Genomic DNA, 26,179 nt, shown 5'->3' on the forward strand with positions numbered 1-26,179 from the left:
AGCCAAGCCGCCACAGGGAGAAAAAACAATGAAAAAACTTGCATTCGCCATCGCCGCCGCCATCCCGGCGGCAGGGTTCTCGACCATGGCGCAGGCCGATTGCGGCTCGTTCACCATCGCCAGCATGAACTGGCAAAGCGCCGAGGTGCTGGCCAACCTCGACCAGTTCATCCTGAACAACGGCTATGGTTGCAGCGTCGACATCACCACCAGCGACACCGTGCCGGCCATCACCTCGCTGGTCGAGAAGGGCCAGCCCGAGGTGGTGCCGGAAGCCTGGGTCGACCTGGTGCCCGAAGTCGTCGCCGGCGGGCTGAAGGACGGCAAGATCGTCGAGATGGCGCGCTCGCTGTCGGACGGCGGCCAGCAGGGCTGGTACATCCCGCGCTACATGCTGGACGAACATCCGAACCTGAACAAGATCGAGGAGATCCTCGCCCACCCCGAGCTGTTCCCGGCGCCCGAGGATCCGTCGAAGGGCGCGATCTACAACGGCCCGCAGGGCTGGGGCGGCACCATCATCACCACGCAGCTCGCCAAGGCCTTCGACGTCGAGGGCAAGGGCTTCACCCTGGTCGACACCGGCTCGGCGGCCGGGCTCGACGGCTCGATGGCCCGGGCCTATGAGCAGAAGGCGCCGTGGCTGGGCTTCTACTGGTCGCCGACCTCGATGCTGGGCAAATACGACATGGTGCCGGTCGATTTCGGCGTGCCGAACGACATGGCGGAATGGAAGCGCTGCACCTCGGTCGCGGAATGCACCGACCCGAAGCCGAACGCCTTCCCGCGCGACAACGTCTTCACCCTGGTCTCGAAGGATTTTGCCGACAAGACCGACGCGGGCGTGCTGGACTATTTCAAGAAGCGCAGCTGGACCAATGACACCGTGAACCAGCTGATGGCGTGGATGACCGACAACCAGGCCACGGGCGAGGATGGCGCGCGCCAGTTCCTCAAGGACCACCCCGAGATGTGGACCGAATGGGTCAGCCCGGAAGCGGCCGAAAAGATCAAGGCGGCGCTTTGAGCCCCGCGCGGGGCCGCCCCGGCGGTCCCGCGCCTTCTTCGTCCTAGCCCCCCATCGAAAGGTCGCCATGGCTTGGTTCAACGAGTTTCCCCAGCTGGATGACGGTTTCCTCCGTGATCTGAAGAAGGTCATCGACGATGGCTTCCGCTCTTTCACCCGCAGCTACGGCGACGCCATCGAGGGCCTGTTCGAGCCGCTGCGCGTGTTCCTGATCTGGTCCGAGAACCTGCTGACCAACACCCCCTGGCCGATCATCCTGGCCGTGGTCGCCGCCATTGCCTGGTTCGCCAGCCGCAGCCTCAAGATCGTCATCGCCAGCATCGTGACCCTGTGCCTGATCGGCATCTTCGGCATGTGGGCCGATACGATGAAGACCATCTCGATGATCCTGACCTCGACGCTCTTGGCCATCGCGGTCGGGCTGCCGATCGGCATCCTGATGTCGCGCTCGGACCGGGTGCAGGCCTTCGTGAACCCGATCCTCGACGTGATGCAGACCATGCCCAGCTTCGTCTACCTGATCCCGGTGGTCATGCTTCTGGGCATCGGCAAGGTGCCGGGGCTGATCGCGGTGGTGATCTATGCCATCCCGCCGATGATCCGCCTGACCAATCTCGGCATCCGCCAGGTCGATGGCGAGGTGCTGGAGGCCGCCGACGCCTTCGGTTCCTCGAAATGGCAGCGCCTGGTCAAGGCCGAGCTGCCGCTGGCGCTGCCCACCATCATGGCGGGCATCAACCAGACCATCATGATGGCGCTGGCCATGGTCGTCATCGCCTCGATGATCGGCGTGCAGGGCCTGGGCCAGCCGGTGCTGAAGGCGATCTCGAACCAGTATTTCACGCTCGGGCTGTTCAACGGCCTGGCCATCGTCGGCATCGCCATCCTGTTCGACCGCATCAGCCAGGCCTGGGGCCACCGGCTGCAAAAGCATCGCGGAGGCAGCCATGTCTGATCCCATCGGCATCGAGATCCGGAACCTGTTCAAGATCTTCGGCCCGCGCGGCGCCACGTTCATCGACGCGGTCAACCGCGGCATGACCAAGCAGGAGCTGAACGAGAAGCACCGCCATGTGCTGGGCCTGCGCGACATCAACATCAGCATCCCCGCAGGCGCCATCCAGGTGGTGATGGGGCTGTCAGGCTCGGGCAAGTCGACGCTGATCCGCCACATCAACCGGCTGATCGACCCCACGGCGGGCCAGATTCTGGTCGAGGGCCAGGACGTGGTGAAGATGTCCCCGGACGAGCTGCGCGCCTTTCGCCGCCACAAGACCGCCATGGTGTTCCAGAAATTCGCGTTGCTGCCGCATCGCACCGTGCTGGACAACGTGGGCTACGGGCTCGAGGTGCAGGGCCTCGATTCCGCGGCCCGCAACAAGGTCTCGATGCGCTGGATCGAGCGCGTCGGGCTGAAGGGCTTCGAGGCAAAATATCCGGCGCAGCTGTCGGGCGGCATGCAGCAGCGGGTGGGCCTGGCGCGTGCGCTGGCCAATGACGCGCCGATCCTGTTGATGGACGAGGCCTATTCGGCGCTGGACCCGCTGATCCGCTATGACATGCAGACGGTGCTTTTGGACCTGCAGAAGGAAGTGCGCAAGACCATCGTCTTCATCACCCACGACCTCGATGAGGCGCTGCGCATCGGCGACCGCATCGCGCTGCTGCGCGACGGTTCGGTGATCCAGCAGGGCACCGGGCAGGATATCGTGCTGAACCCGGCCGACGATTACGTGACGAATTTCGTCCAGCACGTCGATCGCGGCAAGGTGGTCCAGGTCGGCTCGGTGATGGAGCCGCTGAACGGCACCACGCCCGAGGCGACGATCCGCGCCGACGTGACCCTGACCGAGGCGCTGCGCGACATGATGGGCCGCGGCGTGCAGGCGCTAGGGGTCGAGGACGCCCAGGGCCGTCCGGTCGGGCAGCTGTCGCTGAAACGCGCGATTTCGGTCTCGGCCGGCGCCTGAGGCGTGCCGGACGCTATTCCCTGTCGTTGCAGGGAATGGCGTTCAGCTGCTCCAGCCAGGGCAGCCGGGATCGGCCCCAGATCTGGGATCGCGGCACCAGTTGCGCGCGCTGATCGATGGTCCCGGCGCGGATGCCGACGATCTGCGCGGCCTCGCCCTCGCCCGTGGTATAGATCGGCGCGCCGCAGTCGCCGCAGAAATACTGGAACCGCTTGGCGCCGCTGTCGCCGTGCTTGAGATAGCAGCGGGGCGCCGTCCCGGTCAGGGTGAAATCCTGCGCCCGGGCCCGGACCGTCAGCCGAAAGGCCGAGCCGGTCAGCCGCTGGCAATCGGTGCAATGGCAGATCGACACCGCCTCGGGGTCGATCACGGCGCGATAGCCGACCGCGCCGCAATGGCACTGGCCGGTGATCTGCATGCGGAATCTGTCCATGCGCGCCGCCCTTGCTCTGCCTGCCGCCGAGCATAGCCCGGTCGGCCGGCGAGCGGCACCGGAAAAACCGGGCCGCCCGTGCCGTGTCAGCCCGCCAGCAGCGCCGCGTTGCCCCCCGCCGCCGTGGTATCGACGCAGAGGTGGCGCTCATGCGCGACATGGGCCAGGTCGGGCATCGCCGCGATCAGCGGCACGATCTCGCCCTCGCGCGCCGCCAGCGCCTCGGCATAGGCGCGGCCATGCGCGGCGTCGCCCCACCACAGCACCGCCGAGATGCCCTGAAGCCCGGTCAGCGACGCGGCCGGCAACGCGCCGTCGACGGCGACGGCATTGCCGCCCAGCCGCTCGACCGCGGTGACCTGCGCCGCCACCGCCGCCCGGCCCGGACCCAGGCACAGCACCGGCGCGCGGCTGTGGGCCGAAAGGCGGTTCAGCTCTCCGGTCGGGCCCGGCATCAGCCGCTCTTCGATGCGGCGCGGCGCGGCCGAGGCCAGCGCGGCGCGCAGGCGGGTCTCATCCGCCGGGCCCTTCCATTCCATGCCGATGGCGGCCGGCGGCTGCGGCGCGAAGAAGCGCGGCACATAGCGCGGCCCGCCGGCCTTGGGTCCGGTGCCCGACAGCCCCTCGCCGCCAAAGGGCTGGCTGCCGACCACGGCGCCGATCTGGTTGCGGTTGACATAGATATTGCCGACGTGGATCGCGTCCGAGACCTCCTGCACGCGGCTGTCGATGCGGGTGTGCAGGCCGAAGGTCAGGCCGAAGCCGCGGGCGTTGATGTCGGCGATGACCTTGGGCAACTCGTCGCCCTTGAAGGTCGCGACATGCAGCACCGGGCCGAAGACCTCGCGTTCTAGATCGGCGATGCCGCGCACCCCGATCAGCGTCGGGGCGACGAAGAAGCCGCGCTCCGGCGCCGCCAGCCGATGCAGCACCCGGTCCTGCCGGGCGGCGACATAGTCGAGGATGCCGCGTTGCGCCGCCGGGTCGATCACCGGGCCGACATCACTCGCCAGATCCCACGGATCGCCCACGACCAGCTCGTCCATGGCGCCCTTGATCATCTCGATCAGATGCGGCGCGATATCCTCCTGCACGTAAAGGCAGCGCAGCGCCGAGCAGCGCTGGCCGGCGCTGCGGAAGGCGCCGTTGACGATGTCGCGCACCGCCTGCTCGGGCAGCGCGGTGGAATCGACCACCATGGCGTTCAGCCCGCCGGTTTCCGCGACCAGCGGCGTGCCGGGGGCGAGGTTCGCCGCCATGCTGCGCGCAATGGTCTGCGCCGTCGCGGTCGAGCCGGTAAAGACCAGCCCCGCCATGCGCGGGTCGGCGCTCAGCACCGCGCCGACCACGCGGCCGGCGCCGGGCAGCAGTTGCAGCGCCGCCGCCGGCACGCCGGCCTGGTGCAGCAGCTGGACCCCCAGCATGGCGATGATCGGCGTCGCCTCGGCGGGCTTGGCGATGACGGCATTGCCCGCCATCAGCGCCGCCGCGATCTGGCCCGAGAAGATCGCCAGCGGAAAGTTCCACGGGCTGATCGCGCCGATAATGCCGCGCGGGCCCTGCGGGCTCGCCTCGCCCTCGGCGGCGTAATAGCGCAGGAAATCCACGGCCTCGCGCAGCTCGGCCACGGCATCGGCCAGCGACTTGCCGGCCTCGCGCGCCAGCACGCCCAGAATCGGACCGGCGTTTGCCTCGTAAAGATCGGCGGCGCGGCGCAGGACGGCGGCACGCTCGGACGCCGGCGCCTCCCAGACCCGGGCATCGTCGATGGCCCGCGTCGCGGTCGCGGCATCGACCATCAGCACCTGCGCGATGGCCTCGCCCGTCGCCGGGTTCAGCACGTCCTGCACCTGTCCCGAGGCTTCGCGGACCGTCAGCGGCTGCGCATCCGGAATGGCGCCGTCGCGGGCGGCAAAGATCGCCGCCAGCACCTCTTCGTCCGACAGATCGAAGCCCTGCGAGTTCGGCCGCTCGTCGCCGTAAAGTGCAGCGGGCGCCAGCAGGCCGCGCGGCGGGCGCGCCTCGGCCAGCGCGTCGAAGGGGTCGCGGGCGACCTCCTCGGGCGTGATCGATTCGTCGACGATCTGGTTCACGAAGCTGCTGTTCGCGCCGTTCTCCAGCAGGCGGCGCACCAGATAGGCCAGAAGGTCGCGATGCGCGCCGACCGGCGCATAGATCCGGCAGCGGCCGTTATAGTCGCGCAGCACGATGTCGTGCAGCCGCTCGCCCATGCCATGCAGGCGCTGGAACTCGAAGCGGATGTCGCCCGCCATCTCCAGGATTGCGGCGACGGTCTGGGCGTTATGGGTGGCGAATTGCGGATAGATCCGGTCGGCATAGCCGATCAGCTTGCGGGCATTGGCGATATAGCTGACGTCGGTCGCGACCTTGCTGGTGAACAGCGGAAAGCCCGGCAGGCCCTCGACCTGGGCGCGCTTGATCTCGCTGTCCCAATAGGCGCCCTTGACCAGCCGCACCATGATGCGGCGGTCCAGCCGGGTGGCCAGCGCATGCAGCCAGTCGATCACCTGCCCGGCGCGCTTGCCATAGGCCTGCACCACCACGCCGAAGCCGTCCCAGCCGGCGAGCGAGGGGTCCGACAGCACCGCCTCGATGACCTTCAAGGACAGGACCAGCCGGTCCTGCTCCTCGGCGTCGATGTTCATGCCCATGCCGCCGGCCTTGGCCTGTTGCGCCAGCCGCAGCACCACCGGCACCAGTTCGGCCATGACGCGCGCTTCCTGCGCCACCTCATAGCGCGGATGCAGCGCCGAGAGCTTGATCGAGATGCCCGGATTGGCCTCGACCGAGCCCTTGTCGCAGGCCCTGGCGATCGAGGCGATGGCATCGGCATAGGCGCGGTCATAGCGCGCGGCGTCCGCCCCGGTCATCGCCGCCTCGCCCAGCATGTCGTAGCTGTAGGTGAAGCCCTGCGCCTCGCGCTTGCGGGCGCGGACCAGCGCGTCGTCGATGGTCTGGCCCAGCACGAACTGCCGGCCCATCTCCTTCATGGCGCGGCCGACGGCGGAACGGATCACCGGCTCGCCCAGCCGGCGCACCATGCGGCGCAAGGTGCCGGCCTGGTCGTCGTCCAGCACCTTGCCGGTCAGCATCAGGGCCCAGGTCGAGGCGTTGACCAGCGACGAGGTCGCCTCGCCCAGGTGCTTGCCCCAGTCCGAGGGCGCGATCTTGTCCTCGATCAGCGCGTCGATGGTCTGGCGGTCGGGGACGCGCAGCATGGCTTCGGCCAGGCACATCAGCGCCACGCCCTCGCGCGTCGACAGCCCGTATTCGGCCAGGAAATGCTCCATCATCGAAGGCTTGGCCTCGGCCCGGATGCGGCGCACCAGATCGGCGGCGCGGCGGGTGATGGCGGCGCGCTGGCCGGCGTCCAGCCCCGCCTGCGCGACCAGCCCCTCGAGCAGCGCGGATTCGTCCGCGAATTTGGCTTGGCGGGAAAACACCCGGGGGCTGACAGAGGACATGCCGATCTCCTTGATCCGATGCGCGTGGTTTACCACAAGGATGCTGGTCGATGCGTCCGAAGTCATGCTATCTGCTAGGCGAAGAGAACATTTTTGGGGCAGGTTTCAGGATGGATCATGCACTCGACGCCGTGGATCGCAGGATCCTGGCCGAATTGACGCAGAACGCGCGCATCCCGGTGGCGGAACTGGCGCGCAAGGTCGGCCTGTCGAAGACGCCCGTCGCGCTGCGCATCCGGCATCTCGAGGAGATCGGCCTGATCACCGGCTATCGTGCCATCCTGTCGCCGATGAAGCTGGGCCTGACCAACGTGACCTATCTCGAGGTGCGGATGAACGACACGCGCGAGGCGGCGCTGCAGCAGTTCAACACCGCCGCCCGCGCCATCCCCGAGGTCGAGGAGTGCTACATGATCGCCGGCGGCTTCGACTATCTGCTCAAGATCCGCTCGCGCGACATGGCGCATTTCCGCCGGATCCTCGCGGAAAAGATCTCGACCCTGCCGCATGTGAACAGCACCTCCAGCCATGTCTCGATGGAGGCGGTGGTCGAGCAGAACTTCCACCTCAGTTGACGCCCCGGTCCGCGGCTTTCCGTTTTCGAAATACCCCGCCGCCCGTGCCACAGACGGGGGCGGTGGCCCGAAACGTGGCCGCGAAACCGCGCCGCCGCGAAAACCGCCGGGCTGGTTAACGGGGCTTGGCCGGCGCCGCGAAGGCGGCGGCGCGGAACAGCATTCCAGAAATGCCCGATCGCGGGAAATGATCACGGCTTTGCCGCGATACCCCGCCCCGAACCGGAACGGTTTCCGCCATGGCGGATCGCCAGGCCAGCAGCGGCGCGGCTTGCTTCGGACGGCGGCACATGGTCTGAAGGGCCATCACCCTGACGTGACCCTTTGCAGAGCTGAACATGATTCACGAACCCCTTCCCGACGGCGGCTGGTCGCGGCAGATCCTGAACCTGCGCAACGCCTTGGTCTGCCCGGCCGAGACGCATCAGGACATCCCCGGCGTCTGGTGCGACGGCGACGTGGCCGAGGCCACGACCTGGCGCGACGGCGCCCGGGTGACGCTGCCGCTGACCCAGGCGCCCGAGCCCACCACCACGCTGGCCGGGCGGCATCTCTGGGCCGGGATCTATTTCGGCCATTTCGGCCATTTCCTGGTCGAGACCCTGTCGCGGCTCTGGGCCGCGCGCGCCGAGGGCGTGGAAAGCGTCATCTTCACCCCGCGCCACAGCCGGCTGCGCGACTTCGTCTCCTACCAGAAGGAGCTGATCGAGCTGACCCTGCCCGACCTGCCGGTCCGCATCCTGCGCGAACCGACGCGGGTGGAAGAACTGGTCGTCGCCGGCCAGGGCTTCGGCCTGGGGCGGATCTCGGCCGGGACCGAGGAATTCCGCAGCTTCATCCGCGACGCCTTCGCCCCGATCGAGCCGGGCGGGCTGGAAAACGTCTATGTCTCGCGCACCCGCTTCGGCGGCAAGGGCGGCATCATCAACGAGCAGCTGGTCGAGGACAACCTGATCGCCCAGGGCTATACCCCGGTCTACCCCGAGAAACTGTCGATCCGCGAGCAGCTGTCGATCTTCAAGGGCGCCAGGCGCATCGTCGGGCTGGACAGCTCGGCCTTCCACATGCTGGGCTTCGTCGCCAATCCCGACCAGCAGGCCTGCATCATCCTGCGCCGCAACCATCCCGCCTATCACCATATCGTCGAGCATCTTGCCGGCTTCACCGGCCGCCGGCCCGAAGTCATCGACGAACTGGTCGCCGACTGGATGCCCGAGCGGCAAAAGATCGCGAACCATGTCACCTGGGGCGAGCTCGACCAGCCGCGCCTGGCGCAGCGCCTGGCCGAGCTGGGCCTGATCGCCGACGCCGGCCTGTGGCAGGATGCGACGCCCGAGGAATTCGATGCCGCCGTCCAGCGCGCGGCCGAGCGCAGCCAGGAGCCGCTGGTGCGCCGTCCGACCGTGCGCCGTCCGGTCAAGGCCCCGGCGGCCGAGTGATCGGCCCAGGCCGTGCATTGCGTCTGTTCGCCCGCGCCCAGGTTCCGGGCGGTGGTCGAGCTTCAGCCCCTCCAGCGCCGGGTTGCGGACGCCGAAGTCATAGCCCAGCGACAGGTCGGCGGCCGGCAGCGCGTCGTTGCGCAGAGCATACGCACCTCGCCGGTCTGGCGCGAGAAATCCGGGTGCTCGGGGTCGGTGGTCAGCAGGTTCTGCTGCGCGATGCGATAGGCCCGGACGGTCAGCAGCGCGTCCGAGCCCGGCGGCTGGTATTTCACCCCGATCTCGTATTGCTCGGCCTTGGTCGGTTCGCAGGGCTTGTCAGGCTGGGCGCCAGATAGATGCGGTCGTCCTGCACCGCGTCCATCTGCATGCTGCCCGATTGCGCGAAGCCGACGACACGCCAGGCCACCGTCGCGGCTGACGCCGGCCATGTCCAGGCCCGATTGCACCATGACTGCCATAGCGCAGCAGCGTCTGGCCCGGCCCAGCAGAAGCTCACGCCGGCGTGATGGCCGATGCTCAGGCCGTCAGCCTTGGCACGATCAGGCGCGGCACCGGGGCGTGGCGCAGGATCTTGCCCGAGTTCGAGCCGACAAAGACCCGCATCAGCCCGCCCAGCCCGCTGGAGCCGATCACCAGCAGCTCGTCCGGCCGCCAGTCCAGCGCGCCGACCGCCTGGCGCCAGTTGCGCCCGTCGCCCAGAACGCACTCCGGCAAGGCCTCGTCCGGCCAGTCGGTGCGGATGCGGTCGTGCAGGGCATGGGCCTGGCGGCGGAACTGGTTCGCGACCAGGTTCTCGGCGTCATAGCCCGCATCGCTGGGATACATCTGTCGGTCGCGCACGATGAAGGTGGCCAGCCGCAGGGCCGCGTGGAACCCCGCCGCGATCTGGCCGGCGCGCCGGGCCAGGGCGATGGAATGCTCCGAGGCGGACAGCGCGCAGGTCACCCGCGACACGCCGCCCGACAGCGCGTCATAGCCGCGCGGCGCCAGCGCCACCGGCACCTGGGCGCTGCGCAGGATCTCGCTGGCGACGACGCCTTCCTGGAAGCGCGCCATCGGCGCCTTGCGCGACGAACCCAGCACGATGGCGTCGGCATCGGTCTCCTCGGCCAGCGCCAGCAGCCCGGCGGCGGTCGAGGCGCCGTGCCGCGCCAGGTATTCCGCCGGCACGTCCGGCGGCATTGCCGCCCGCGCGGCAGCCAGGGTGCGCGCGGCATGGCGCTCCAGGAAGGCGGCATATTCCGCGTCGACCATAGCCGGCGAGGGGTGGTCCCAGGTCTGCGGCAGGATCACCGCCGCGACCACCCGCCCGCCCCCCGCCCGTGCCAGCGTGGCGGCCAGCCGCAGCGCCTCGGCCCCGCCCTTGTCCGCCGAGTGACCGACCAGGAACGTCTTCATTCCGCGGCATCCATCACGGCGTCGCCGCCCCGCTCCAACGCCGAATTGCGCGCCGAGTAGGTCAGGTACAGCACCGCCGCCAGCACCGCCCAGATCGCCGTCAGCTTGAAGACGATCGAGGACAGGCTGGAGATCAGGTAGAGGCACGAGACGATGCTGAGGATCGGCAGCAGCGGGAACAGCGGCACGCGAAAGCCGCGATGCGCGTCGGGCCGCTGATAGCGCAGGATGATGACCCCGGCCGAAACCACGGTAAAGGCGACCAGCGTGCCCATCGAGGTCAGGTCCCACAGCACCGCCGAGGGCAGGAAGGCCGCGATGGCCGCGACGCAGCAGGCCACGATGACGGTGTTTGCGGTCGGCGTCAGCGTATGCGGGTTCACCCGCGAAAAGATCGGCGGCAGCATGCCGTCGCGCGACATGGCGAAAAGCACGCGGGTCTGGCCGTAAAGCACCACCAGCGTCACCGAAAAGACCGAGACCACCGCCCCCGCCGACAGGATCACCGAGGGGATGGCCGAGCCGGTGACGTTCTGCAGGATCACCGACAGCCCGGCCTCCTGCCCCTCGAAGGCGGCCTGCGGCTGGGCACCCAGTGCCGCCAGCGCCACCAGCAGATAGAAGCTGATGACGATCACCAGCGCCAGGATGATCGCCAAGGGCAGGTTGCGGCGCGGGTTCTCGACCTCTTCGCCGGCGGTCGAGACCGCGTCCAGCCCGACGAAGGTGAAGAAGATCGATCCCGCCGCGGCGCTGACGCCGGCAAAGCCATGCGGGGCAAAGGGCGCCATGTTCTGCGGATCATAGGCCGAGAAGGCGATGGCGATGAACAGCGCCAGCACGCCCAGCTTGACCAGCACCATGATGGCATTGGCCCGCGCCGATTCCCGCGAGCCGCGCGTCAGCAGGATGCAGCACAGGAACACCAGGATCGCCGCCGGCAGGTTGATAATGCCGTCGCCGCCGAAATGCAGCGCATAGCCCTCGGCCACCAGGGGCGCGTGCAGCAGCGCGCGGGGCAGTTCCAGCCCGGTGGTGATCATCAGGAGATTGTGCAGATATTCGCTCCACCCGACCGCGACCGCGCCGGCCGAGACGCCGTATTCCATCACCAGGCAGGCCGCGACCATGAAGGCCAGCCCCTCGCCCAGGGTGGCATAGGCATAGGAGTAGCTGGAGCCCGAGACCGGGATCATCGAGCTCATCTCGGCATAGCAAAGCGCGGTCAGCCCGGCGGCCAGGCCCGCGATCAGGAACGAGACCAGCACCGCCGGCCCCGCGACCGGCACCTGCTCGGCCAGGACGAAGAAGATGCCGGTGCCGATGGTGGCGCCGACGCCGAACATGGTCAGCTGGAACAGCGTGATGCTGCGGCGCAATTCGCCGCCATGCGCCTGCGACTGGATCACGAATTGCTCGACCGGCTTTCGCCGCATCAGGCGCTGTCCTAGGCTTGGCATCTCGGCCATCTGTTCCTCCCTCCTTGTCCTCGCGGCGCCGGGCCTCAGCCCAGCCAATATTCCGCCTTTTCCGTATCGAAACCGATGATGCCCAAGCCGGCGGCGAAACCTTCGGTCAGCGCGGCGCGCAGTTCCATGCGTGCCGCCAGCGCCTGGTCGGGCGCCGCGCGCAGCAGCGCGTCCAGGTCGCGCGGGATCGGCACGCGGCGCTGCACGAAGGGCGCGGGCGCGGCGGCCCCTTCGGCGCGGGCGGCCACGCCGGGGCTGCTGAGCTGCCAGTCCAGCATCAGCCGGTCCGAGGGCAGTCCGGCATTGATCCCCTCCATCGCGCCGTAGTAATCCGGCAGATAGGTGGTCGAGACGCCCCCCAGCGCCGCCACGTTCAGCCCGGCATTGACCGCGCGCAGCGGGTCATAGGTCCAGCGCACGAGCCGGATGCCGCGCTTGAGGCACCAGTCGCGCTGGAACCATTTCAACCGCACCCCCAGCCGCAGCCCGCGCGCCCGGCGCAGCACCGCCAGCCGGTGCGAATGCTGCACCCCCGGCGTGGCCGAGGGAAAGGCGAAGAGAAAGCCCAGCATGTCCGCGCCGTCGAAGGCGCCGGCGACCAGCCCGCCCTCGTGCTGGATCGCCAGCATCAGGTCGGCGTTGTCGGCCGGGTCGCCCTGACCCCAGACTGCGCGTTGCAGATCCTCGGAGCGTTTCAGCTCGGCCAGCCCGTCGAGTTCGCGGATCGCCACCGTCATGCGGCAAACACCTCGGGCGCGTCGCTGACCTGGGCGAGATAGGCGCGGTCCAGCGTGACGCCCAGGCCCGGCCCGTGACGCGGCACGGCCATCAGCCCGGCCTCGGCCTCCAGCGGCTGCTCGACGATGTCGCGGCGGAAATAGCGGCTGGCGGAGGAGGTATCGCCCGGCTTGGTGAAATTCGGCAGGCTCGCCAGGTGGATGTTCTGCGCCCGGCCGATGCCGGATTCCAGCATGCCGCCGCACCAGACCGGCACGTCGAAGGCCGCACAAAGGTCGTGGATGGCGCGGGCCTGGCCAAAGCCGCCGACGCGCCCGACCTTGATGTTGACGACCCGCGCCGCATCCGCGACCAGCGCCCGCCGTGCATCGGTGGCCGAGCGGATGCTTTCATCGAGACAGATCGCCGTCAGCATCTGCGCCTGCAGGCGGGCATGGTCGTGGATGTCGTCATAGGCCAGCGGCTGCTCGATATAGTCGAGGCCGAAGGCGTCCATGGATTTCAACAGCGGCAGGCCGCCCAGCCGGTAATCGGTATTGGCGTCCACGGTCAGCTTTGTGTCGGGGAATTCCGCCCGGACGGCCGCCAGCAAGGCCGTGTCATGGCCGCGCTTGATCTTCAGCTTGACGCGGCGATAGCCGGCCTCCACCGCAACCCGCACCCGGTCGAGCGTGGTCGGAATGTCGGCGATGCCAAGGCTGACGCCGACCTCGACCGCATCGCGCACGCCGCCAAGCGCCGCCGACAAGGGCAGATTCAGCGCCTTGGCCCACAGGTCCCACAGCGCCATTTCCACCATGGCCTTGGCCATGCGATGCCCGCGCCAGGGGTCCAGCAGCGCCGCCAGCGCCGCCGGGCTGTCGAAACGGCGGCCCACCAGCTGCGGCAGCACCGCCTGGCGCAGAAAGGCCAGCGATCCGGGCAGGGTTTCTTCCAGATAGTCGGGCAGCGGGTCCATGACGCCCTCGGCGTAGCCTTCCAGCCCTTCGCCGCGCAGCACCAGCAGCGGGAACAGCTTTTCCGTCATGGTGCCGGTCGAGATGACGAAAGGCGTCAGCAGGGGCAGGCGCACCAGCCGAAGCTCGGCCGCGTCGATGCGGATGCCGGGGAAAACGGGCGTCATGGAAACCTCCGGGGACATGATGGGGCGCGTTTAGCGGCCCCATGGACGGGGCCGCAAGCGCCTCAGGCGGCCTTGGCCGCCTCGGCCCGCAGGATCATGCCGAAAAGATCGCGCGGATCGTCCGGGTCGGCGATCATGTCGAGCCGCTGGAACAGGCCCGATTCCTTCAGCCGCGAATGGACATAGCGCAGTGCCGAGAAATCCTCGATGGCGAAGCCGACGCTGTCGAAAAGCGTGATCTGGCGCGCATCCGTGCGGCCCTGCGCCTGCCCGGCGATGACCTGCCACAGTTCGGTGACCGGGTGGTCGGGGGAAAGCTGCTGGATCTCGCCCTCGATCCGGGTCTGCGGCGGGTATTCGACGAAGATGCCGGCGCGCAGAAGAATGTCGCGGTGCAGCTCGGTCTTGCCGGGGCAGTCGCCGCCGACCGCGTTGATATGGATGCCGCTGCCGACCATGTTGTCGGTCAGGATGGTGGCATATTGCTTGTCGGCGGTGCAGGTGGTGACGATCTGCGCGCCCATGATCGCCTCTTCGGCCGATCGGCAGGCCACGACCTTCAGCCCGCGGCCGGCAAGGTTGCGGGCGCATTTCGCCGTCGCCGCAGGGTCGATGTCATAGAGCCGCACCTCGGCGATGCCGCAGATCGCCTTGAATCCCAGGGCCTGGAATTCGGCCTGCGCGCCATTGCCGATCATCGCCATGGTGGTCGCGCCCTGGGGCGCCAGCCATTTCGCCGCCATGGCACTGGTCGCTGCCGTGCGCAGCGCGGTCAGGATGGTCATTTCCGACAGCATCAGCGGATAGCCGGTCGCCACATCGGCCAGAAGCCCGAAGGCCGTCACCGTCTGCAAGCCCTGCCGGGTGTTCGAGGGATGGCCGTTGACGTATTTGAAACCATAGGTCTCGCCGTCCGAGGTCGGCATCAGCTCGATGACGCCGATATCGGAATGGCTGGCGACGCGGGGCGTCTTGTCGAACAAGGGCCAGCGGGCAAAGTCGCGCTCGATCTCGGCGGCCAGCTCGGCCAGCATCTTTTCGACGCCGACATACAGCACCAGCCGCATCATGTTCTCGACGCTGACGAAGGGGACATAGGCGGTTTCGGAGGGTTTCAGCATTTGGATACTCAGTGAAAGCTGCGGGTAGGACGGTCAAAGACCCGGCGGCCGAAAAGCGAGCCGGCCAAGTCCACCATCAGCCGCGCCGTGCGGCCGCGATCGTCCAGGAAGGGATTCAGCTCGACCAGGTCCAGCGAGGTCATCAGCCCGGATTCGTGCAGAAGTTCGCAGACCAGATGCGCCTCGCGGAAGGTGGTGCCGCCGGGGACGGTGGTGCCGACGGCCGGCGCGATGGACGGATCGAGGAAATCGACGTCCAGCGACACGTGCAGCATGCCGTTCTCGGCCCGCACCCGGTCGAGGAATTCGCGCAAGGGCGCGACGATGCCGCGTTCGTCCAGCACGCGCATGTCGTTGACGATGATGTCGGTTTCGCGCAGCGCGGCCAGTTCGGCCTCGTCGACCGAGCGGATGCCGAACATGCAGATATTCTGCTGCGGCACCGGCGCCGGAAAGGGCGGAAAGGCCTCGAAACCCGGCCGGCCGGCGATATAGGCGACGGGCGTGCCGTGCAGGTTGCCGGATTCGGTGGTCAGCGGCGTGTGGAAATCGCTATGCGCGTCCAGCCATAAAAGGAACAGCGGACGCGAGGCCGCGGCGGCATGTTCCGCCGCCCCCGCGACCGACCCCAGCGCCAGGCTGTGATCGCCGCCCAGCACCACCGGCATGCCGCCGGCGCCCAGCACGCCTGCCACCCGCTCGCGCAGGGCGGCGGTCCAGGCCAGGGTCTCGGGCAGCTGGTCCACGGCGGGGTTCGGGCATTCGGCCTGCGGCAGGCCGGCCAGCGAAACATCGCCCAGATCCGTGACCGCGTGGCCCAGTTCGGCCAGCACCCGCTCGATGCCGGCGACGCGATAGGCGGCCGGCCCCATCAGGCAACCGCGGCGGCGCTGGCCAGAGTCGATGGGCGCGCCGACAAGGGAAATTCTGCTCATTCCGCTCTCCTTCTTTGACGGAAATTCCTGCCGCCTGGTGGTGACTTCAACCGGATCTTTGGCTAATTTGCACAGAAGTTCAACCAAACTGGCAGGTAAGGCCACCATTATGGACGATCTCGACCACGGGCTGATCGCCGAGCTGCGCCGCGACGGGCGGGCGCCGATTTCCGAGCTGGCCGAGCGGCTGCGGGTCAGCCGCGCCACGGTGCGCAGCCGGCTCGAGCGGCTGAAGGCGGCGGGCGAGATCGCGGGCTTCATCGTGCTGACCCGCGCGGATGTGTCCGAGGCGCCGGTGCGCGGGCTGATGATGATCGGGATCGAGGGGCGCGGCAGCGACCGCATCACCGCGCGGCTGACCGGCATGCCGGCGGTGATGGCGGTGCATGCCACCAACGGCCGCTGGGACATGATCGTGGAGCTGGCCACGGAATCGCTGGCGGAACTGGACGAGGTGCTGCGCCGGATCCGCAATCTCGAGGGCGTGGTGACCTCGGAGACCAGCCTGCTGCTGACCACGCGCCGGGCCGGGCGCTGAGCCGTTCAGGGCGCCATGATCGGCTGCACCGCGACCGCGGCGGCCTGGCCGCCGGCGCGCAGTTCCTCCAGCACCCGGGGCAGCAGCTGCGCCGCCGGCGCACCCGAGGGCGCGGCCGCGACCGCCGCCAGCGGCGCCTCGGTCGCCAGCGCCACCAGCAGATAGGTGCCGGGCGCCTGCCCGCCCAAGGACAGCGCGAAGCCGAAGTCGCGCGCGCCCTCGCCCGGCGCGGCCAGCTGCGCCGACAGGTCATAGACCTCGCCCGTGGGCGGCACGATCCACAGCCACAGGTTGCGGTCCCGGCCCGCCTCGACCGCGCCGCGGATCTGCAGCTGCTGGTCGCCGGCGCTGGCCTCGGCCCGCAACAGCAGGGGCGGCGCCGGGCGGCCCGAGATCTCGCGCAGGAAGTCCAGCGCCGGGCATTGCGCCGCGCTGGCCGTCGCCTGCTGGACCGAGGGGCTGACCCCGAAGCGGCTGCCATAGGCCGCGACCACCGGCGCCGGTTGCAGGTCGCCCGGGCCGATGAATTGCAGCTGGCCGGCATTGGGACCGGCGGTGATGCGCTCGACCGTCGCGCAGGCCGGCAGCGCCTGCTCGGCCAGGAAGCCCTCGCGCGTCGAGGGGTCGCGCGGCGGCAGCCCGGCCGGCGTCGCGGCCGGGGCGTCGGGCGGCGCGACGGCGGGCTCGCCCGGGTCCAGCATTACCCAGCCAAGGCCGGCGATCCCCGCCAGCAGCAGCGCCGCGCCGCCGATCAGCGGCCAGCGCCGCGACTCGGGTGCGGGCGGCACCGGCCGCGCTTCGGCGGGCGGCGGCGGGGCCGCGCCGAAGGGACTGGCGGAATGCGCCGGCCCGCTGAGGCTGGAGCCCAGGCCCGAGCCGGTCACCACGCTGGCCTGGGCTTGGGCCTCGGCCAGCGGCTCGGCGGCGCCGTCCTGCCACAGCGGCAGGCGATAGCGCGAGGGGATGCGCGAAGGGTCGTCGAGCATCGCCAGCACCGCGCCCATGTCGGCGGGCCGCAGCGCCGGGTCGGGTTCCAGCATGTGCTGGAGCAGCGGGAACAGCCGGTGCGAGATGCCGGACAGGTCCGGAATGGCGCCGCGCAGGGCAGAGGCCGAGACCACGGAATCGCCCATGTCCAGCGGCTTGCCGCGCGCCACGGCGGCGATCAGCAGCGCCAGGCCATAGACATCGGTGCGCGGGCCGATCTCGCCGCCCCAATGGCCCAGCTGTTCGGGGGCGATATACTTGAACTTGCCGGCAAAGCGCCCGGCCAGCCCGTCGCCCAGCTCGGTCGAGCGGGCGATGCCGAAGTCGATCAGCACCGCCTCAGCGATGCGGTCGTCGCGCAGGATCACGTTGTCCGGCGACAGGTCGCGGTGGGTGACGCCGCTGTCATGGGCGCGCATCAGCCCGGCACCGATGCGGCGCATCAGCACCAGCACCTCGGGTTCGGACAGCGCGCCGTCGGTCTTCAGCCGCGCGCCCAGGTGCCGGCCCTCGACGAATTCCATGATCAGGCAATAGCGGCCCAGCCCGGGGTCGAGGACGAAGTTGTGATAGCGCACGATGGAATCGTCGCGCAGCTGCACCAGCACCCGCGCCTCGCGCCGGAACATTTCCAGCACCGCCTTGTCGTCGGCGAGGCCGGGCAGGATGACCTTCACCGCCACCGGGTCGCCGGTGAAGACGTTCTCGGCGCGATAGACCTCGCCCATGCCGCCGGCGCTGACCAGGCCGAGGATGCGGTAATTGTTGTTGATCAGCGTGCCGGGCTGGACCAGCCGCGGCTCGGGCGTGGCCGCGCCGGCGCCGATCACCGTGGGATCGGCGGCCGAGGCCATCACCGTCGCGTCGGGCGGCGCGGGACGGGGGGCGTCGGGGTCGGGGTCCGGGTCGGACATGGTCAGTCCAGCTCCTCGGCCGGGGCGGGCGGCGCCTGGCAATCGACCACGATCACGCTGACATTGTCGCGCGCGCCCCGCGCCAGGGTCTCGCGGATCAGCGCTTCGGCGACGCTGGCGGCACGGCCGGCCTGGCCCAGCAGCCGGGCGATCTCGGCATCTTCGAAATGCTCGGTCAGCCCGTCCGAGCAGATCAGGAAGCGGTCGCGGTCCATGGCGAGCCCGGTCACCACTTCGGGCGCGGCAGGGTCGCCGACGCCGATGGCCCGGGTGATGACATTGCGGCGCGACGAGGCGCGGGCCTCGTCCTCGGTCATCTGGCCGGCGGCGATCAGCAGCGCCACCTCGCTGTGGTCACGGGTCAGCCTCGTCAGCCGGCCGTCGCGCAGCAGATAGACCCGGCTGTCGCCGGCCCAGACGCAGGCCAGCTCGCCCTCGTGCAACAGCAGCGCCGCCACGGTCGAGCCGGCGCCGCGCGCGCCGTTCCGGCCGGCGTGGTCGAGGATGCGGCGATTGGCGCGGTCGATGCGGGCAATGACGCGCGCGCGCTGGTCCTGGGCGCTGACCGCAACGCCGGTCGAGGCCAGCTCCTCGACGATCATGCCGCTGGCGATCTCGCCCGCCGCATGGCCGCCCATGCCGTCCGCGACGGCCCAGAGCCCGAATTCGGGCAGGGCGATGACGCTGTCCTCGTTCTGGTCGCGCAGGCAGCCCCGGTCGGTCAAGGCGGCGAAATCATAGCGGAAATTCGTGTTCATCTCGATCATGCCCCGACCTCGTCCGGTGCCGCGCGGGCGATCAGCCAGCCCAGCTCGGCCACGCCCGGCCAGCCCTGGCAACAGGCGGCGCCCGACGGGCCGTCCCCGGCGCCGAACCACCAATAGCTGCGCCCGGCCGTGGCATGCGCATGGTCGGCCATGGCCAGCTGCGCCAGCAGCCGTTCGGGCGACAGCGCCGGATTGGCGGCCCAGAAGCCGGGCCAGTCCGGCACCGGCGGACCGGGCGCGGGCAGCGCCAGTGCGGCGACCGCCGCGCGCGGATCGAAGCTGTCGGCGGCCAGCAGGCCGGCCAGCGCCGCCTCGGCCGCGTCGTGGAAATCCTGGCCTGGCTCCAGCACCGGGGGCGCCCCGCCCGCCTGCGCCAGGGCCAGCGGAAAGCGCCGGCCGCTGCGGTCGCGCGACGGCGCCATGACGCCGCGCAGCGCCTGCCCCGCCCCGGTCAGCGCCGGGCCGATCCAGAACCGCACCACCGGCGCCGCATCGAAGCGCGCCTGCCAGTCCGGCCCCTGCGCCTCGCGCCATTCCCCCAAGCCCGCCTGCACCCAGTCCGCGAAACCCGGCCAGCCCTCGGCCAGCCCGGCCGAGATGAAATCGCCGAAGCCCGGATGCTTGCCGTAAAGCCCTGCCGCACCGGCGGTCAGTCGATGCTCTGCGGGCATTGGAAATCCTTGATCTCGGGCATGGTGAAGGGGTTCGCCACCGCGTTGATGGTGAAGTCATAGGTGATGTTGCGCCCGCCCAGCATGAAGGTGGCGCGCAGCGTGTCGCCGCGCTGCTCCTTGTAGCGGGCGGCAGACAGGAACTGCATGAAGGTCCAGGAACTGCCCTCGAACCGCAGCACCGAGTCGCGCTCCAAGGGCGGCGACAGTTGCAGGATGGTGGACTTGCCCGCCCCCGGCCAGACCACGGTGCGCGGCATCGAGCCGGTCGCGGTCTCGACCACGGTGTCGTTGATCGCCAGGATCGCCGAGCGCACGGTCGGATGCGCATCGACCTGGGCCACGGTGATCTCGACCGAAGGGCTGGTGCCGCCGCCGGCGAAGAAGGCGCGGCGGATGCGCTCGGCACGCTCGAACTGGCGCAGGGTGGCGGTGGACAGGCGCTGCGCGACCTCCTTGTCGGCGCGCCAGGTCAGCCCCTCGGGGGTGCGCTCGACATAGGGTTCCAGGTATTCGGTGAAATACTTGTCCATCTCGCCGCCCGGTCCGAAGAAGCGGGCGAAATTGTCGATGGACAGGCTGCGCGCGCCGCTGCCGAAGGGATAGGCGGGCGCGATGGTGTCGCGGCACATGAAGGTGATGCGGTCGGTCAGCGCCCGGTTCATCACCTCGATCGAGGCATCCGAGGCGCCCGAGCGGAAATCGCCCTCGGCCTTGGTCACCATGCGCGCCAGCGGGTCGGGCAGCTGCGAATTGTATTGCGTCAGCGAATTCAGCAGCGTCGGCAGCGCGGCGGCCGATTGGTCGGGGTTGTGCTCGGCCAGGCGCAGGTTTTCCCAGACCGCGCCCAGGTTGCCCAGCAGCGTGTCGATCGGCCGCTTGCCCGGCTCGCCCGCGACCAGCAGCTGCCAGTTCTCGAAGGCTTTCGCGATGGCCTCGATGGGGGCGGTGACGCTGTTGGTCTCCTCCTCGGCCCCGGCGCCGGCGCGGCGCGCGGCCTTGCCTTGCTTGCGCATCGCCGCGTCCATCAGAATGCGCTGCACCCCGGACGAGCGCGACTGGATGCGCGAGGCCAGCGCATCGCCGATGCCGCCCGCCGTGCTGCCCTCGGCCTCGGCCTGGGCCTGCGCCTCGGGCAGTTCGCCCTCCAGCTGCTCGTATTCGCGGGTCAGCTGGGTCTGGTCGGCGACCGACTTGACCAGTTCCAGGATGGGCGAATTCTGCGCCTGCGCCGCCGTCCCCAGCGCGGCATATTGCGGCTTGTCGGCGACCATCGAGGCCAGCGTCAGGTTGTCCAGAACCTTGCCCCAGGCGGCGATGAATTCGGCGCGGTAACGGTCCAGCAGGTCGCGGTCCAGCCGCGCCAGCCGGCCCTCGATCTCGTCGGAATTGGCGTAATCGCCCAGCACCCATTGGTCGCGGCGCAATTCCTCGCCCACCACGGCGAGTTGATCGTAGAAATAGCTCCAGAAGCCTTCGTAGGTGTAAAGCCCCGGCACGGTCATGGCCGCGATGTCGCTGCCGTCGCGGGCGGCAAAGACCTGCGTCGCGGCTTGGCCGCCCGCCGCCTGCACCAGCGCCCAGTCGGGCAGGCCGGCGGTCACGGCGCCGTCCTTGATGATGGCATAGGCCTGCTCGTCCAGCGGCAGCTGCGAGATCGCCGCGCGGGCCTTGTCCACCGTGGTCTGGTCCAGCGTCACCAGCAAGTCGCGGCGGTCGTCCAGCGCCAGCATGGCCTTCAGGTGCCCGGAAAGCTGGTCGATCATCTCAAGGCCCGCGCGGCCGGGATAATCCTGCCGCCAGCTTTGCGCGAACCAGGCCTCGATGGCCGGGTCGTCGGTGGTCTCGCCCTGCTTGCCGAGCAGCAGATAGACCTTCAGCGCGCGATAGATCTCGGTCATCTCGCCCGAGGCGATGATCTCGGGCATCCGCCGTTCCAGGTCCAGGATCAGCCGCGGGCGCAGCATCCGCTCCAGCGCATTGGAATAGCTGTCGGTCGCGACCTTGTTCAGCCGGTCGCGCTGGCTGAGGCCGAAGCCCTCCCACAGGCTGGGCTCCTCGCTGTCGCCATAGCCGGCGGGCATCGAGGCCAGGTCGTTCAGCAGCGGCAGCACCGGCGTCAGGTCCGGGTCGTCGATCACGTCGCGCTGCAATTCCTCGGCGGCCGCGCGGCGCCAGTTGGTGGTCTCGGCCTCGGCGGTGCGCACCAGCTCGCGATTCTTCCAGTAGCTGACGCCGATGGCGGTGCCGGCGCCCAGCGTCACCACGGCGATGGCGGCCAAGGCCACGCTGCGCAGCACGAAGGCCCGCCGCACCGCCTTGCGGTCATGCGAGACCCAGCCCTGTTCCGGGAACACCACGCCGCGCAGCAGGTCGTGGATGAAGAAGCTTTTGCCGCGCCCGGACATGAAGCCTGATCCGATGCCCATGCCCGGCTCCTGGATCGCGCCCAGCACCTGGTCGATGGGCGTGCCCTCTTGCGTGCCCGAGGTGAAGTAGAAGCCGCGCAGGATGGCGTTGGTCTTGTAGCGCGTCGGCTCGAACACACGGCGCAGGAAGGCGGCCACACTGTCGCGCAGCAGGGCCATCTGGCCCGGCAGGCCGAAGATGGCGATGCGGGCGACGCCGTCGGGTTCCTCGGACAGCCGGTCGATGATCTCGTCCGACAGGCGCGAGACCAGGCGGTCGAACTCGGCCGGCACCGCCTCATGCGTGATCGCCTTGCGGTCGGCGGTCTGGAAGGTCACGCCCCAGACCAGCTTGCGGCGGTTCAGGCTGAAGCTGCTGAAATATTCGCGGAAACCGGCGATCAGGTCGGCCTTGGTGAACATCACATAGACCGGGAAATCGATCTTCAGATGCTCATGCAGTTCCGCCAGCCGGGCGCGCACCGTCTCGGCATGGGATTGCAGCGTGGCGGCGTCCTGCTGCATCATGTCCTCGACCGAGAAGGACAGGATCACGCCGTTGACCGGCCGGTTCGGGCGGGTGCGTTTCAGCAGGTCCAGGAAGGCGTCCCAGCTGGCCTTGTCGGCGACCTTGTCGCTGTCCTGCGTGGTATAGCGGCCGGCGGTGTCGATCAGCACCGCATCCTCGGCAAACCAGAAATCCATGTTCCTTGTGCCGCCGAAGCCGCTGATCGCCTGGGTCTGCGCCAGCGGGAAATCCAGACCGGAATTCGCCAGCGCCGTGGTCTTGCCGGCGCCGGGCGGGCCGATGATGACATACCAGGGCAGGTCGTAGAGCGAGGCCGCGCCGCCGGATTTCTTCAGCACCGCCAGGGCTTCGGACATCTTCTCGGCCAGCGCCTTGCCGTCGCCCTCGGGCTCGGCCGGGACCAGCGCCTGCTCGATGGCGCGGGCGGCGCGGACGCGGCGGCGCCAGCGCACCAGCAGGACCGTCAGCGTCGCGGCCAGGATCAGCCCGACGATCAGCCCCCGCCAGAATACCGAGGCCAGGGGCCCCCATCCCGTCATTGGCCCGCCGATCCAGACCGCCGCGCACAGCGCCGCGATGCCCAGCAGGGTGACGGTCCAGCGCCACCAGCCATGCTTGCTCCAGCGCGGGGTCGGGACGTAGATGCCTAGCAGTCTCAATTCGCGGCCTCCTGCGCGGCGGGGGCGTCATAGGTGCCCTCGCGCGCCAGCATGATCTCGACCCGGCGGTTGGCGGCCTGGCCCTCGGGCTTGGCATTGTCGGCGACGGGATCGTCTTCGCCCCGGCCTTCGGTGGTGATACGGGCGGGGTCTTTCAGCAGCGGCTTCAGCACCTCGGCCACGCCCTCGGCCCGGGCGGCCGAGATCTGGTAATTGTCCTTGAACCGGCCGCGGCCCGAAACGGGCACGTTGTCGGTATGGCCCTCGATCAAGATCGGGCCGGGTTCGGCGTTCAGCACCTCGGCGATGCGGGTGGCCAGATCGGCGAAGCCCGGCTTCACCGTGACCGAGCCCAGATCGAACAGTTGCAGGTTGCCGACCCGGATGGCGATATAGTCGCCCTTGGCCTCGACGCCGACGCGGCCGTCCGCGATTTCGGCCGCGAAAGCGTCGCGGATGCGTTGCAGCTGCGGGATCTCGGCCACATAGACCTCGCCCGGGGTGCGGTCGATCTGGATAGCCGGCGCGTCCAGCGCCACGCCGCGCAGGTCCTCGGCCGCGACGGCGGCGTCGCGGTTGATCAGCGTCAGCAGGGTCGCGAATGCTGCGACCAGCGCCACGGCGGCGATGCCCGCCACCGCCGGCACCGGGATAGCGCCGAAGCGGCGCGCCCTGCCCTGCACCACCGGCACCCACATTACGGAAATATCCTCGTCCGGCCGTGGATTCACCCGGCGCAGGCTTTCATAGATGGCGCTGCGGATGCGCGACAGCTCTGCCGCGCCGTTCGGCATGGTGCGGAACTGGCCCTCGAAGCCCAGGGACAGGCAGACCAGCATCAGCTCCAGCAGGTTGTAGTTCTGCGCCGGGGCATAGAGCGCCTTTTCGGCCTCCTGGAAGAAGCCGACGCCGGAATCGCGCTTGTGGAAGAACCGCGCGACCATGGAATATTGCTGCCAGTTGCCGCGGTCGGCGCCGGGCAGGTTCTGGACGATGTCGTCCGCGGTGCCGGACAGCGCATATTTCGCCACCAGCGCCTCATGCGGGTTGACGCCGTGCGAGAGCGCATTGCGCTCGAAGCGGTCGATTTCGCGCGTGACATGCTCCATCAGCGGCGCGACCTGCAATTCGACCAGGCCGGTGCGCAGGCGTCCCAGCAGGATCAGCAAAGGCGCGGCCGAGGCGATCAGCGGGTTCGCCGAACTGGCCGCGCCCAGATCGCGCACCTGCATCGCCTGCGCTTGCGGGATGCGCGGGGCGACGCGGTTCGGCTGCTGCGGCGTGGCGATGTCGGGAAAGAAGCCGCGCTGGTCCGGTCCCGCCGCCCGCCCGATCTGCGCGGGATCGGCGGGCCCGAAGGGGCTGTGTCCGCCCTGCCCCGGCGGCTGCCAGCCACCGGGATAGCCCTGATGGCCGGGGGCCGGCTGCTGTGCTGCCGGGCGCGCCGGGCCGCCGATCCAAGTCTGGCCCTCGGCCGGCTGACCAAAGGGCGAGCCCGAGCCGCCACCCGGCCCTGGCCGCGACCAGTCCTGCGGGCGCTGACCCGGAAGCGGGCCGCCGAAGACCGTCTTGTCGCCGTCGTCGTCCTTGCCCGCCATCACGACCTCTCGGGCACCGCCCACAGTTCCAGTTTCAGGTTCGGCCAGTCGCCGGCGAAATGCATGCCGATGGCCGTGGCGGTCGAGAATTCACGCCACAGCGGCGAGTTGCGCTCCAGCCGGAAATAGACGTTCGAGGACAGCACCCGGATCTGCCGCGGCGGGTTCGGCAGATGTTGCAACGCGATGCCCGGCAGGTTGTTGTTGACGATTTCCGACATGCGGGTGTTCGGCCCGACCTTGCAAAGCTCGGGGAACTGCATTTGCACCTGCGACAGCGGCTTGGCGCTTTCCACCTCGATGATGAATGTCGCCTCGCGGAACAGGTTGCGATCCGCCACCGCCGCCAGATAGGAGTTCTGCCGCACCTGCTGCAAGGGCAGCCGGATCGCCCGGCCCACGTCGCGCGACAGCAGGCGCTGGATATCGGCCACGATCTCGCCGAAACTTTCCTTGGGGTTTTCGTGGTCATAGGCCGGGTAATCCGGCGCGTGCCGGCTGGCGCTGTCGAAGCTGGCAAGCTCGCCCGCCAGCGAGACCAGCTCGCGGTAAAGCTGCTCGGGATGCACGGCCAAGGTCCGCGACAGGTGGCGCAACACGCCGATCTGCCGGTTCAGCGCCATCAGCATCAGGTAGTCGCTGGCCTGCAAGCCGCCCCCGGCCGAGGGGTCGGTGGCATAGCGCGACAGGCTTTCCAGCCGCGCCTCGATCCAGCCGATCACCCGGGTCAGGTAGCCCATGACCTGCGGATGCGCGCCGATGACCAGCGAAGGCGGCGGAAAGGTCTCGTCCAGCGTCACCACGCCGTCGCGCACCTCGGCGATGCGGGCCAGGCGGATGTTCTGGTAGCCGGGGCGCGGGGTCTTGCGGATCGCGATCTCCAGCCGCGGCACGGCCAGCTCCAGCACCTGCTCGATCCGCGCGGATGAGGCGCTGTCGCTGACCGTCTCGGTCACGATGCCCCAGCGGGTCGTCGCGCCCTCGTCCTCATAAGGGGCGGCGTCGCGCATGTTGGGGCTGGAATCGGGCAGGGTCAGCCAGACGAATTGCCCGGCCGCGTCGTCCGGCACCCGCACCGGCACCGGCAGCGGCCCGGTGCCCGGCGCGTCGAAGGGGGTGCCGTCGGGCATGATCCCGGCCACGGCGCGCAGTGCGATCATGCCCTGCTGCGCCTGGTCGCGGTCCAGCACCAGCTCGCCCACGCCCCAGGGATAGGGGGTAATCAGCCGGGTGCGGGCCTGGACCAGATGCTCGTGATAGCGGTCGGCCTGTTGCAGATGCTGGGGCTGCAGGAACAGCCCCTCTTTCCAGGCGACCTTGCTGAACCAGGACATGCGTCAGCGAACTCCCGTTCTCGTTGTGTCTTCCCGCGGCGGCGCGGCCAAACTAGCG

Annotated in this window: 21 protein-coding genes; 6 read left to right on the forward strand and 15 right to left on the reverse strand. The window is 69.4% G+C overall.

Annotated features, from left to right (window positions below):
- Positions 1 to 28: 28 nt before the first annotated feature.
- The 3 genes from E3D03_RS00675 to E3D03_RS00685 all read left to right on the forward strand — a co-directional run bounded on the left by E3D03_RS00675 (position 29) and on the right by E3D03_RS00685 (position 2,997).
- A complete protein-coding gene (locus tag E3D03_RS00675) occupies positions 29 to 1,027 on the forward strand; it encodes an ABC transporter substrate-binding protein (protein ID WP_062563961.1) in 999 nt (332 codons plus the stop codon).
- 67 nt (positions 1,028 to 1,094) lie between these two features.
- Entirely contained in the window at positions 1,095 to 1,982 is an 888-nt protein-coding gene (locus E3D03_RS00680) for an ABC transporter permease (RefSeq protein ID WP_062563960.1), read from the forward strand.
- Positions 1,975 to 2,997 (forward strand): glycine betaine/L-proline ABC transporter ATP-binding protein, encoded by a 1,023-nt coding sequence (locus E3D03_RS00685; RefSeq protein WP_263565360.1) that lies wholly within the window; start codon positions 1,975 to 1,977, stop codon positions 2,995 to 2,997. Before E3D03_RS00680 ends, E3D03_RS00685 begins: the two co-directional genes overlap by 8 nt.
- 13 nt (positions 2,998 to 3,010) lie before the next feature.
- Here the strand turns inward: E3D03_RS00685 and E3D03_RS00690 are convergent, their stop codons facing one another.
- Both E3D03_RS00690 and putA read right to left on the reverse strand, forming a co-directional pair.
- A complete protein-coding gene (locus E3D03_RS00690; protein ID WP_263565361.1) occupies positions 3,011 to 3,430 on the reverse strand; it encodes a GFA family protein in 420 nt (139 codons plus the stop codon).
- A gap of 86 nt (positions 3,431 to 3,516) precedes the next feature.
- On the reverse strand, positions 3,517 to 6,915 hold the full coding sequence (gene putA, locus E3D03_RS00695) for a bifunctional proline dehydrogenase/L-glutamate gamma-semialdehyde dehydrogenase PutA (protein WP_263565459.1): 3,399 nt from the start codon (positions 6,913 to 6,915) through the stop codon (positions 3,517 to 3,519).
- A gap of 110 nt (positions 6,916 to 7,025) precedes the next feature.
- Here putA and E3D03_RS00700 point away from each other — a divergent pair, with 110 nt between their 5' ends.
- On the forward strand, positions 7,026 to 7,490 hold the full coding sequence (locus E3D03_RS00700; RefSeq protein ID WP_062563957.1) for an Lrp/AsnC family transcriptional regulator: 465 nt from the start codon (positions 7,026 to 7,028) through the stop codon (positions 7,488 to 7,490).
- Positions 7,491 to 7,828: 338 nt separating this feature from the next.
- Positions 7,829 to 8,929 (forward strand): glycosyltransferase family 61 protein, encoded by a 1,101-nt coding sequence (locus E3D03_RS00705; protein WP_263565362.1) that lies wholly within the window; start codon positions 7,829 to 7,831, stop codon positions 8,927 to 8,929.
- A gap of 62 nt (positions 8,930 to 8,991) precedes the next feature.
- Here E3D03_RS00705 and E3D03_RS00710 read toward each other — a convergent pair whose 3' ends face one another.
- From E3D03_RS00710 to rocF, 7 genes are all read right to left on the reverse strand, one after another.
- Positions 8,992 to 9,390 (reverse strand): TonB-dependent receptor domain-containing protein, encoded by a 399-nt coding sequence (locus tag E3D03_RS00710; protein ID WP_263565363.1) that lies wholly within the window; start codon positions 9,388 to 9,390, stop codon positions 8,992 to 8,994.
- Positions 9,391 to 9,448: 58 nt separating this feature from the next.
- A complete protein-coding gene (locus E3D03_RS00715; protein ID WP_263565364.1) occupies positions 9,449 to 10,330 on the reverse strand; it encodes a universal stress protein in 882 nt (293 codons plus the stop codon).
- Positions 10,327 to 11,799 carry an amino acid permease gene (locus tag E3D03_RS00720; protein WP_263565365.1) on the reverse strand — a complete coding sequence of 491 codons (1,473 nt, stop codon included), beginning with the start codon at positions 11,797 to 11,799 and terminating at the stop codon, positions 10,327 to 10,329. The genes E3D03_RS00715 and E3D03_RS00720 overlap by 4 nt, the downstream gene beginning before the upstream one ends.
- Before the next feature lie 35 nt (positions 11,800 to 11,834).
- Positions 11,835 to 12,536 (reverse strand): GNAT family N-acetyltransferase, encoded by a 702-nt coding sequence (locus E3D03_RS00725; RefSeq protein WP_263565366.1) that lies wholly within the window; start codon positions 12,534 to 12,536, stop codon positions 11,835 to 11,837.
- Positions 12,533 to 13,660: an o-succinylbenzoate synthase gene (gene menC, locus E3D03_RS00730; protein WP_263565367.1), complete on the reverse strand. Its 1,128-nt coding sequence runs from the start codon at positions 13,658 to 13,660 to the stop codon at positions 12,533 to 12,535. The genes E3D03_RS00725 and menC overlap by 4 nt, the downstream gene beginning before the upstream one ends.
- 62 nt (positions 13,661 to 13,722) lie before the next feature.
- Positions 13,723 to 14,781 carry an ornithine cyclodeaminase gene (locus E3D03_RS00735; RefSeq protein WP_263565368.1) on the reverse strand — a complete coding sequence of 353 codons (1,059 nt, stop codon included), beginning with the start codon at positions 14,779 to 14,781 and terminating at the stop codon, positions 13,723 to 13,725.
- 8 nt (positions 14,782 to 14,789) lie between these two features.
- Positions 14,790 to 15,716: an arginase gene (gene rocF / locus E3D03_RS00740; protein ID WP_062563949.1), complete on the reverse strand. Its 927-nt coding sequence runs from the start codon at positions 15,714 to 15,716 to the stop codon at positions 14,790 to 14,792.
- A gap of 109 nt (positions 15,717 to 15,825) precedes the next feature.
- Here rocF and E3D03_RS00745 point away from each other — a divergent pair, with 109 nt between their 5' ends.
- Positions 15,826 to 16,254 (forward strand): Lrp/AsnC family transcriptional regulator, encoded by a 429-nt coding sequence (locus tag E3D03_RS00745; RefSeq protein ID WP_062563948.1) that lies wholly within the window; start codon positions 15,826 to 15,828, stop codon positions 16,252 to 16,254.
- Between the two features lie 5 nt (positions 16,255 to 16,259).
- Here E3D03_RS00745 and E3D03_RS00750 read toward each other — a convergent pair whose 3' ends face one another.
- From E3D03_RS00750 to tssK, 6 genes are read right to left on the reverse strand one after another with little or no spacing between them, the layout of a single operon-like run.
- The gene (locus tag E3D03_RS00750) at positions 16,260 to 18,155 is read right to left on the reverse strand and encodes a serine/threonine-protein kinase (RefSeq protein ID WP_263565369.1); all 1,896 of its coding nucleotides are present in this window, start codon (positions 18,153 to 18,155) and stop codon (positions 16,260 to 16,262) included.
- Between the two features lie 2 nt (positions 18,156 to 18,157).
- Entirely contained in the window at positions 18,158 to 18,922 is a 765-nt protein-coding gene (locus E3D03_RS00755) for a PP2C family protein-serine/threonine phosphatase (protein ID WP_263565370.1), read from the reverse strand.
- Positions 18,919 to 19,593 carry a type VI secretion system-associated protein TagF gene (gene tagF / locus E3D03_RS00760; RefSeq protein ID WP_263565371.1) on the reverse strand — a complete coding sequence of 225 codons (675 nt, stop codon included), beginning with the start codon at positions 19,591 to 19,593 and terminating at the stop codon, positions 18,919 to 18,921. The genes E3D03_RS00755 and tagF overlap by 4 nt, the downstream gene beginning before the upstream one ends.
- Positions 19,572 to 23,189, reverse strand: a complete 3,618-nt coding sequence (gene tssM, locus E3D03_RS00765; protein WP_263565372.1) for a type VI secretion system membrane subunit TssM — start codon at positions 23,187 to 23,189, stop codon at positions 19,572 to 19,574. The genes tagF and tssM overlap by 22 nt, the downstream gene beginning before the upstream one ends.
- Positions 23,186 to 24,787 (reverse strand): type VI secretion system protein TssL, long form, encoded by a 1,602-nt coding sequence (gene tssL / locus E3D03_RS00770; RefSeq protein ID WP_263565373.1) that lies wholly within the window; start codon positions 24,785 to 24,787, stop codon positions 23,186 to 23,188. The genes tssM and tssL overlap by 4 nt, the downstream gene beginning before the upstream one ends.
- Positions 24,787 to 26,121 (reverse strand): type VI secretion system baseplate subunit TssK, encoded by a 1,335-nt coding sequence (tssK, locus tag E3D03_RS00775; protein ID WP_263565374.1) that lies wholly within the window; start codon positions 26,119 to 26,121, stop codon positions 24,787 to 24,789. The genes tssL and tssK overlap by 1 nt, the downstream gene beginning before the upstream one ends.
- Positions 26,122 to 26,179: the final 58 nt, after the last annotated feature.

It is taken from the genome of Paracoccus sp. DMF, from assembly GCF_004407025.1.
In the GTDB taxonomy this organism is placed as follows: domain Bacteria; phylum Pseudomonadota; class Alphaproteobacteria; order Rhodobacterales; family Rhodobacteraceae; genus Paracoccus; species Paracoccus aminovorans_B.

What these genes read in the sequence shown, in the direction of transcription:
- menC (WP_263565367.1), bottom strand. Translation starts at nt 13,660, where the DNA reads ATGACGCCCGTTTTCCCCGGCATCCGCATCGACGCGGCCGAGCTTCGG.
- E3D03_RS00710 (WP_263565363.1), bottom strand. Translation starts at nt 9,390, where the DNA reads ATGGCAGTCATGGTGCAATCGGGCCTGGACATGGCCGGCGTCAGCCGC.
- E3D03_RS00680 (WP_062563960.1), top strand. Translation starts at nt 1,095, where the DNA reads ATGGCTTGGTTCAACGAGTTTCCCCAGCTGGATGACGGTTTCCTCCGT.
- E3D03_RS00715 (WP_263565364.1), bottom strand. Translation starts at nt 10,330, where the DNA reads ATGAAGACGTTCCTGGTCGGTCACTCGGCGGACAAGGGCGGGGCCGAG.
- putA (WP_263565459.1), bottom strand. Translation starts at nt 6,915, where the DNA reads ATGTCCTCTGTCAGCCCCCGGGTGTTTTCCCGCCAAGCCAAATTCGCG.
- E3D03_RS00700 (WP_062563957.1), top strand. Translation starts at nt 7,026, where the DNA reads ATGGATCATGCACTCGACGCCGTGGATCGCAGGATCCTGGCCGAATTG.
- tssL (WP_263565373.1), bottom strand. Translation starts at nt 24,787, where the DNA reads ATGGCGGGCAAGGACGACGACGGCGACAAGACGGTCTTCGGCGGCCCG.
- E3D03_RS00725 (WP_263565366.1), bottom strand. Translation starts at nt 12,536, where the DNA reads ATGACGGTGGCGATCCGCGAACTCGACGGGCTGGCCGAGCTGAAACGC.
- tssK (WP_263565374.1), bottom strand. Translation starts at nt 26,121, where the DNA reads ATGTCCTGGTTCAGCAAGGTCGCCTGGAAAGAGGGGCTGTTCCTGCAG.
- E3D03_RS00675 (WP_062563961.1), top strand. Translation starts at nt 29, where the DNA reads ATGAAAAAACTTGCATTCGCCATCGCCGCCGCCATCCCGGCGGCAGGG.
- E3D03_RS00745 (WP_062563948.1), top strand. Translation starts at nt 15,826, where the DNA reads ATGGACGATCTCGACCACGGGCTGATCGCCGAGCTGCGCCGCGACGGG.
- E3D03_RS00735 (WP_263565368.1), bottom strand. Translation starts at nt 14,781, where the DNA reads ATGCTGAAACCCTCCGAAACCGCCTATGTCCCCTTCGTCAGCGTCGAG.
- E3D03_RS00755 (WP_263565370.1), bottom strand. Translation starts at nt 18,922, where the DNA reads ATGATCGAGATGAACACGAATTTCCGCTATGATTTCGCCGCCTTGACC.
- E3D03_RS00685 (WP_263565360.1), top strand. Translation starts at nt 1,975, where the DNA reads ATGTCTGATCCCATCGGCATCGAGATCCGGAACCTGTTCAAGATCTTC.
- E3D03_RS00720 (WP_263565365.1), bottom strand. Translation starts at nt 11,799, where the DNA reads ATGGCCGAGATGCCAAGCCTAGGACAGCGCCTGATGCGGCGAAAGCCG.
- tagF (WP_263565371.1), bottom strand. Translation starts at nt 19,593, where the DNA reads ATGCCCGCAGAGCATCGACTGACCGCCGGTGCGGCAGGGCTTTACGGC.
- E3D03_RS00750 (WP_263565369.1), bottom strand. Translation starts at nt 18,155, where the DNA reads ATGTCCGACCCGGACCCCGACCCCGACGCCCCCCGTCCCGCGCCGCCC.
- rocF (WP_062563949.1), bottom strand. Translation starts at nt 15,716, where the DNA reads ATGAGCAGAATTTCCCTTGTCGGCGCGCCCATCGACTCTGGCCAGCGC.
- E3D03_RS00690 (WP_263565361.1), bottom strand. Translation starts at nt 3,430, where the DNA reads ATGGACAGATTCCGCATGCAGATCACCGGCCAGTGCCATTGCGGCGCG.
- E3D03_RS00705 (WP_263565362.1), top strand. Translation starts at nt 7,829, where the DNA reads ATGATTCACGAACCCCTTCCCGACGGCGGCTGGTCGCGGCAGATCCTG.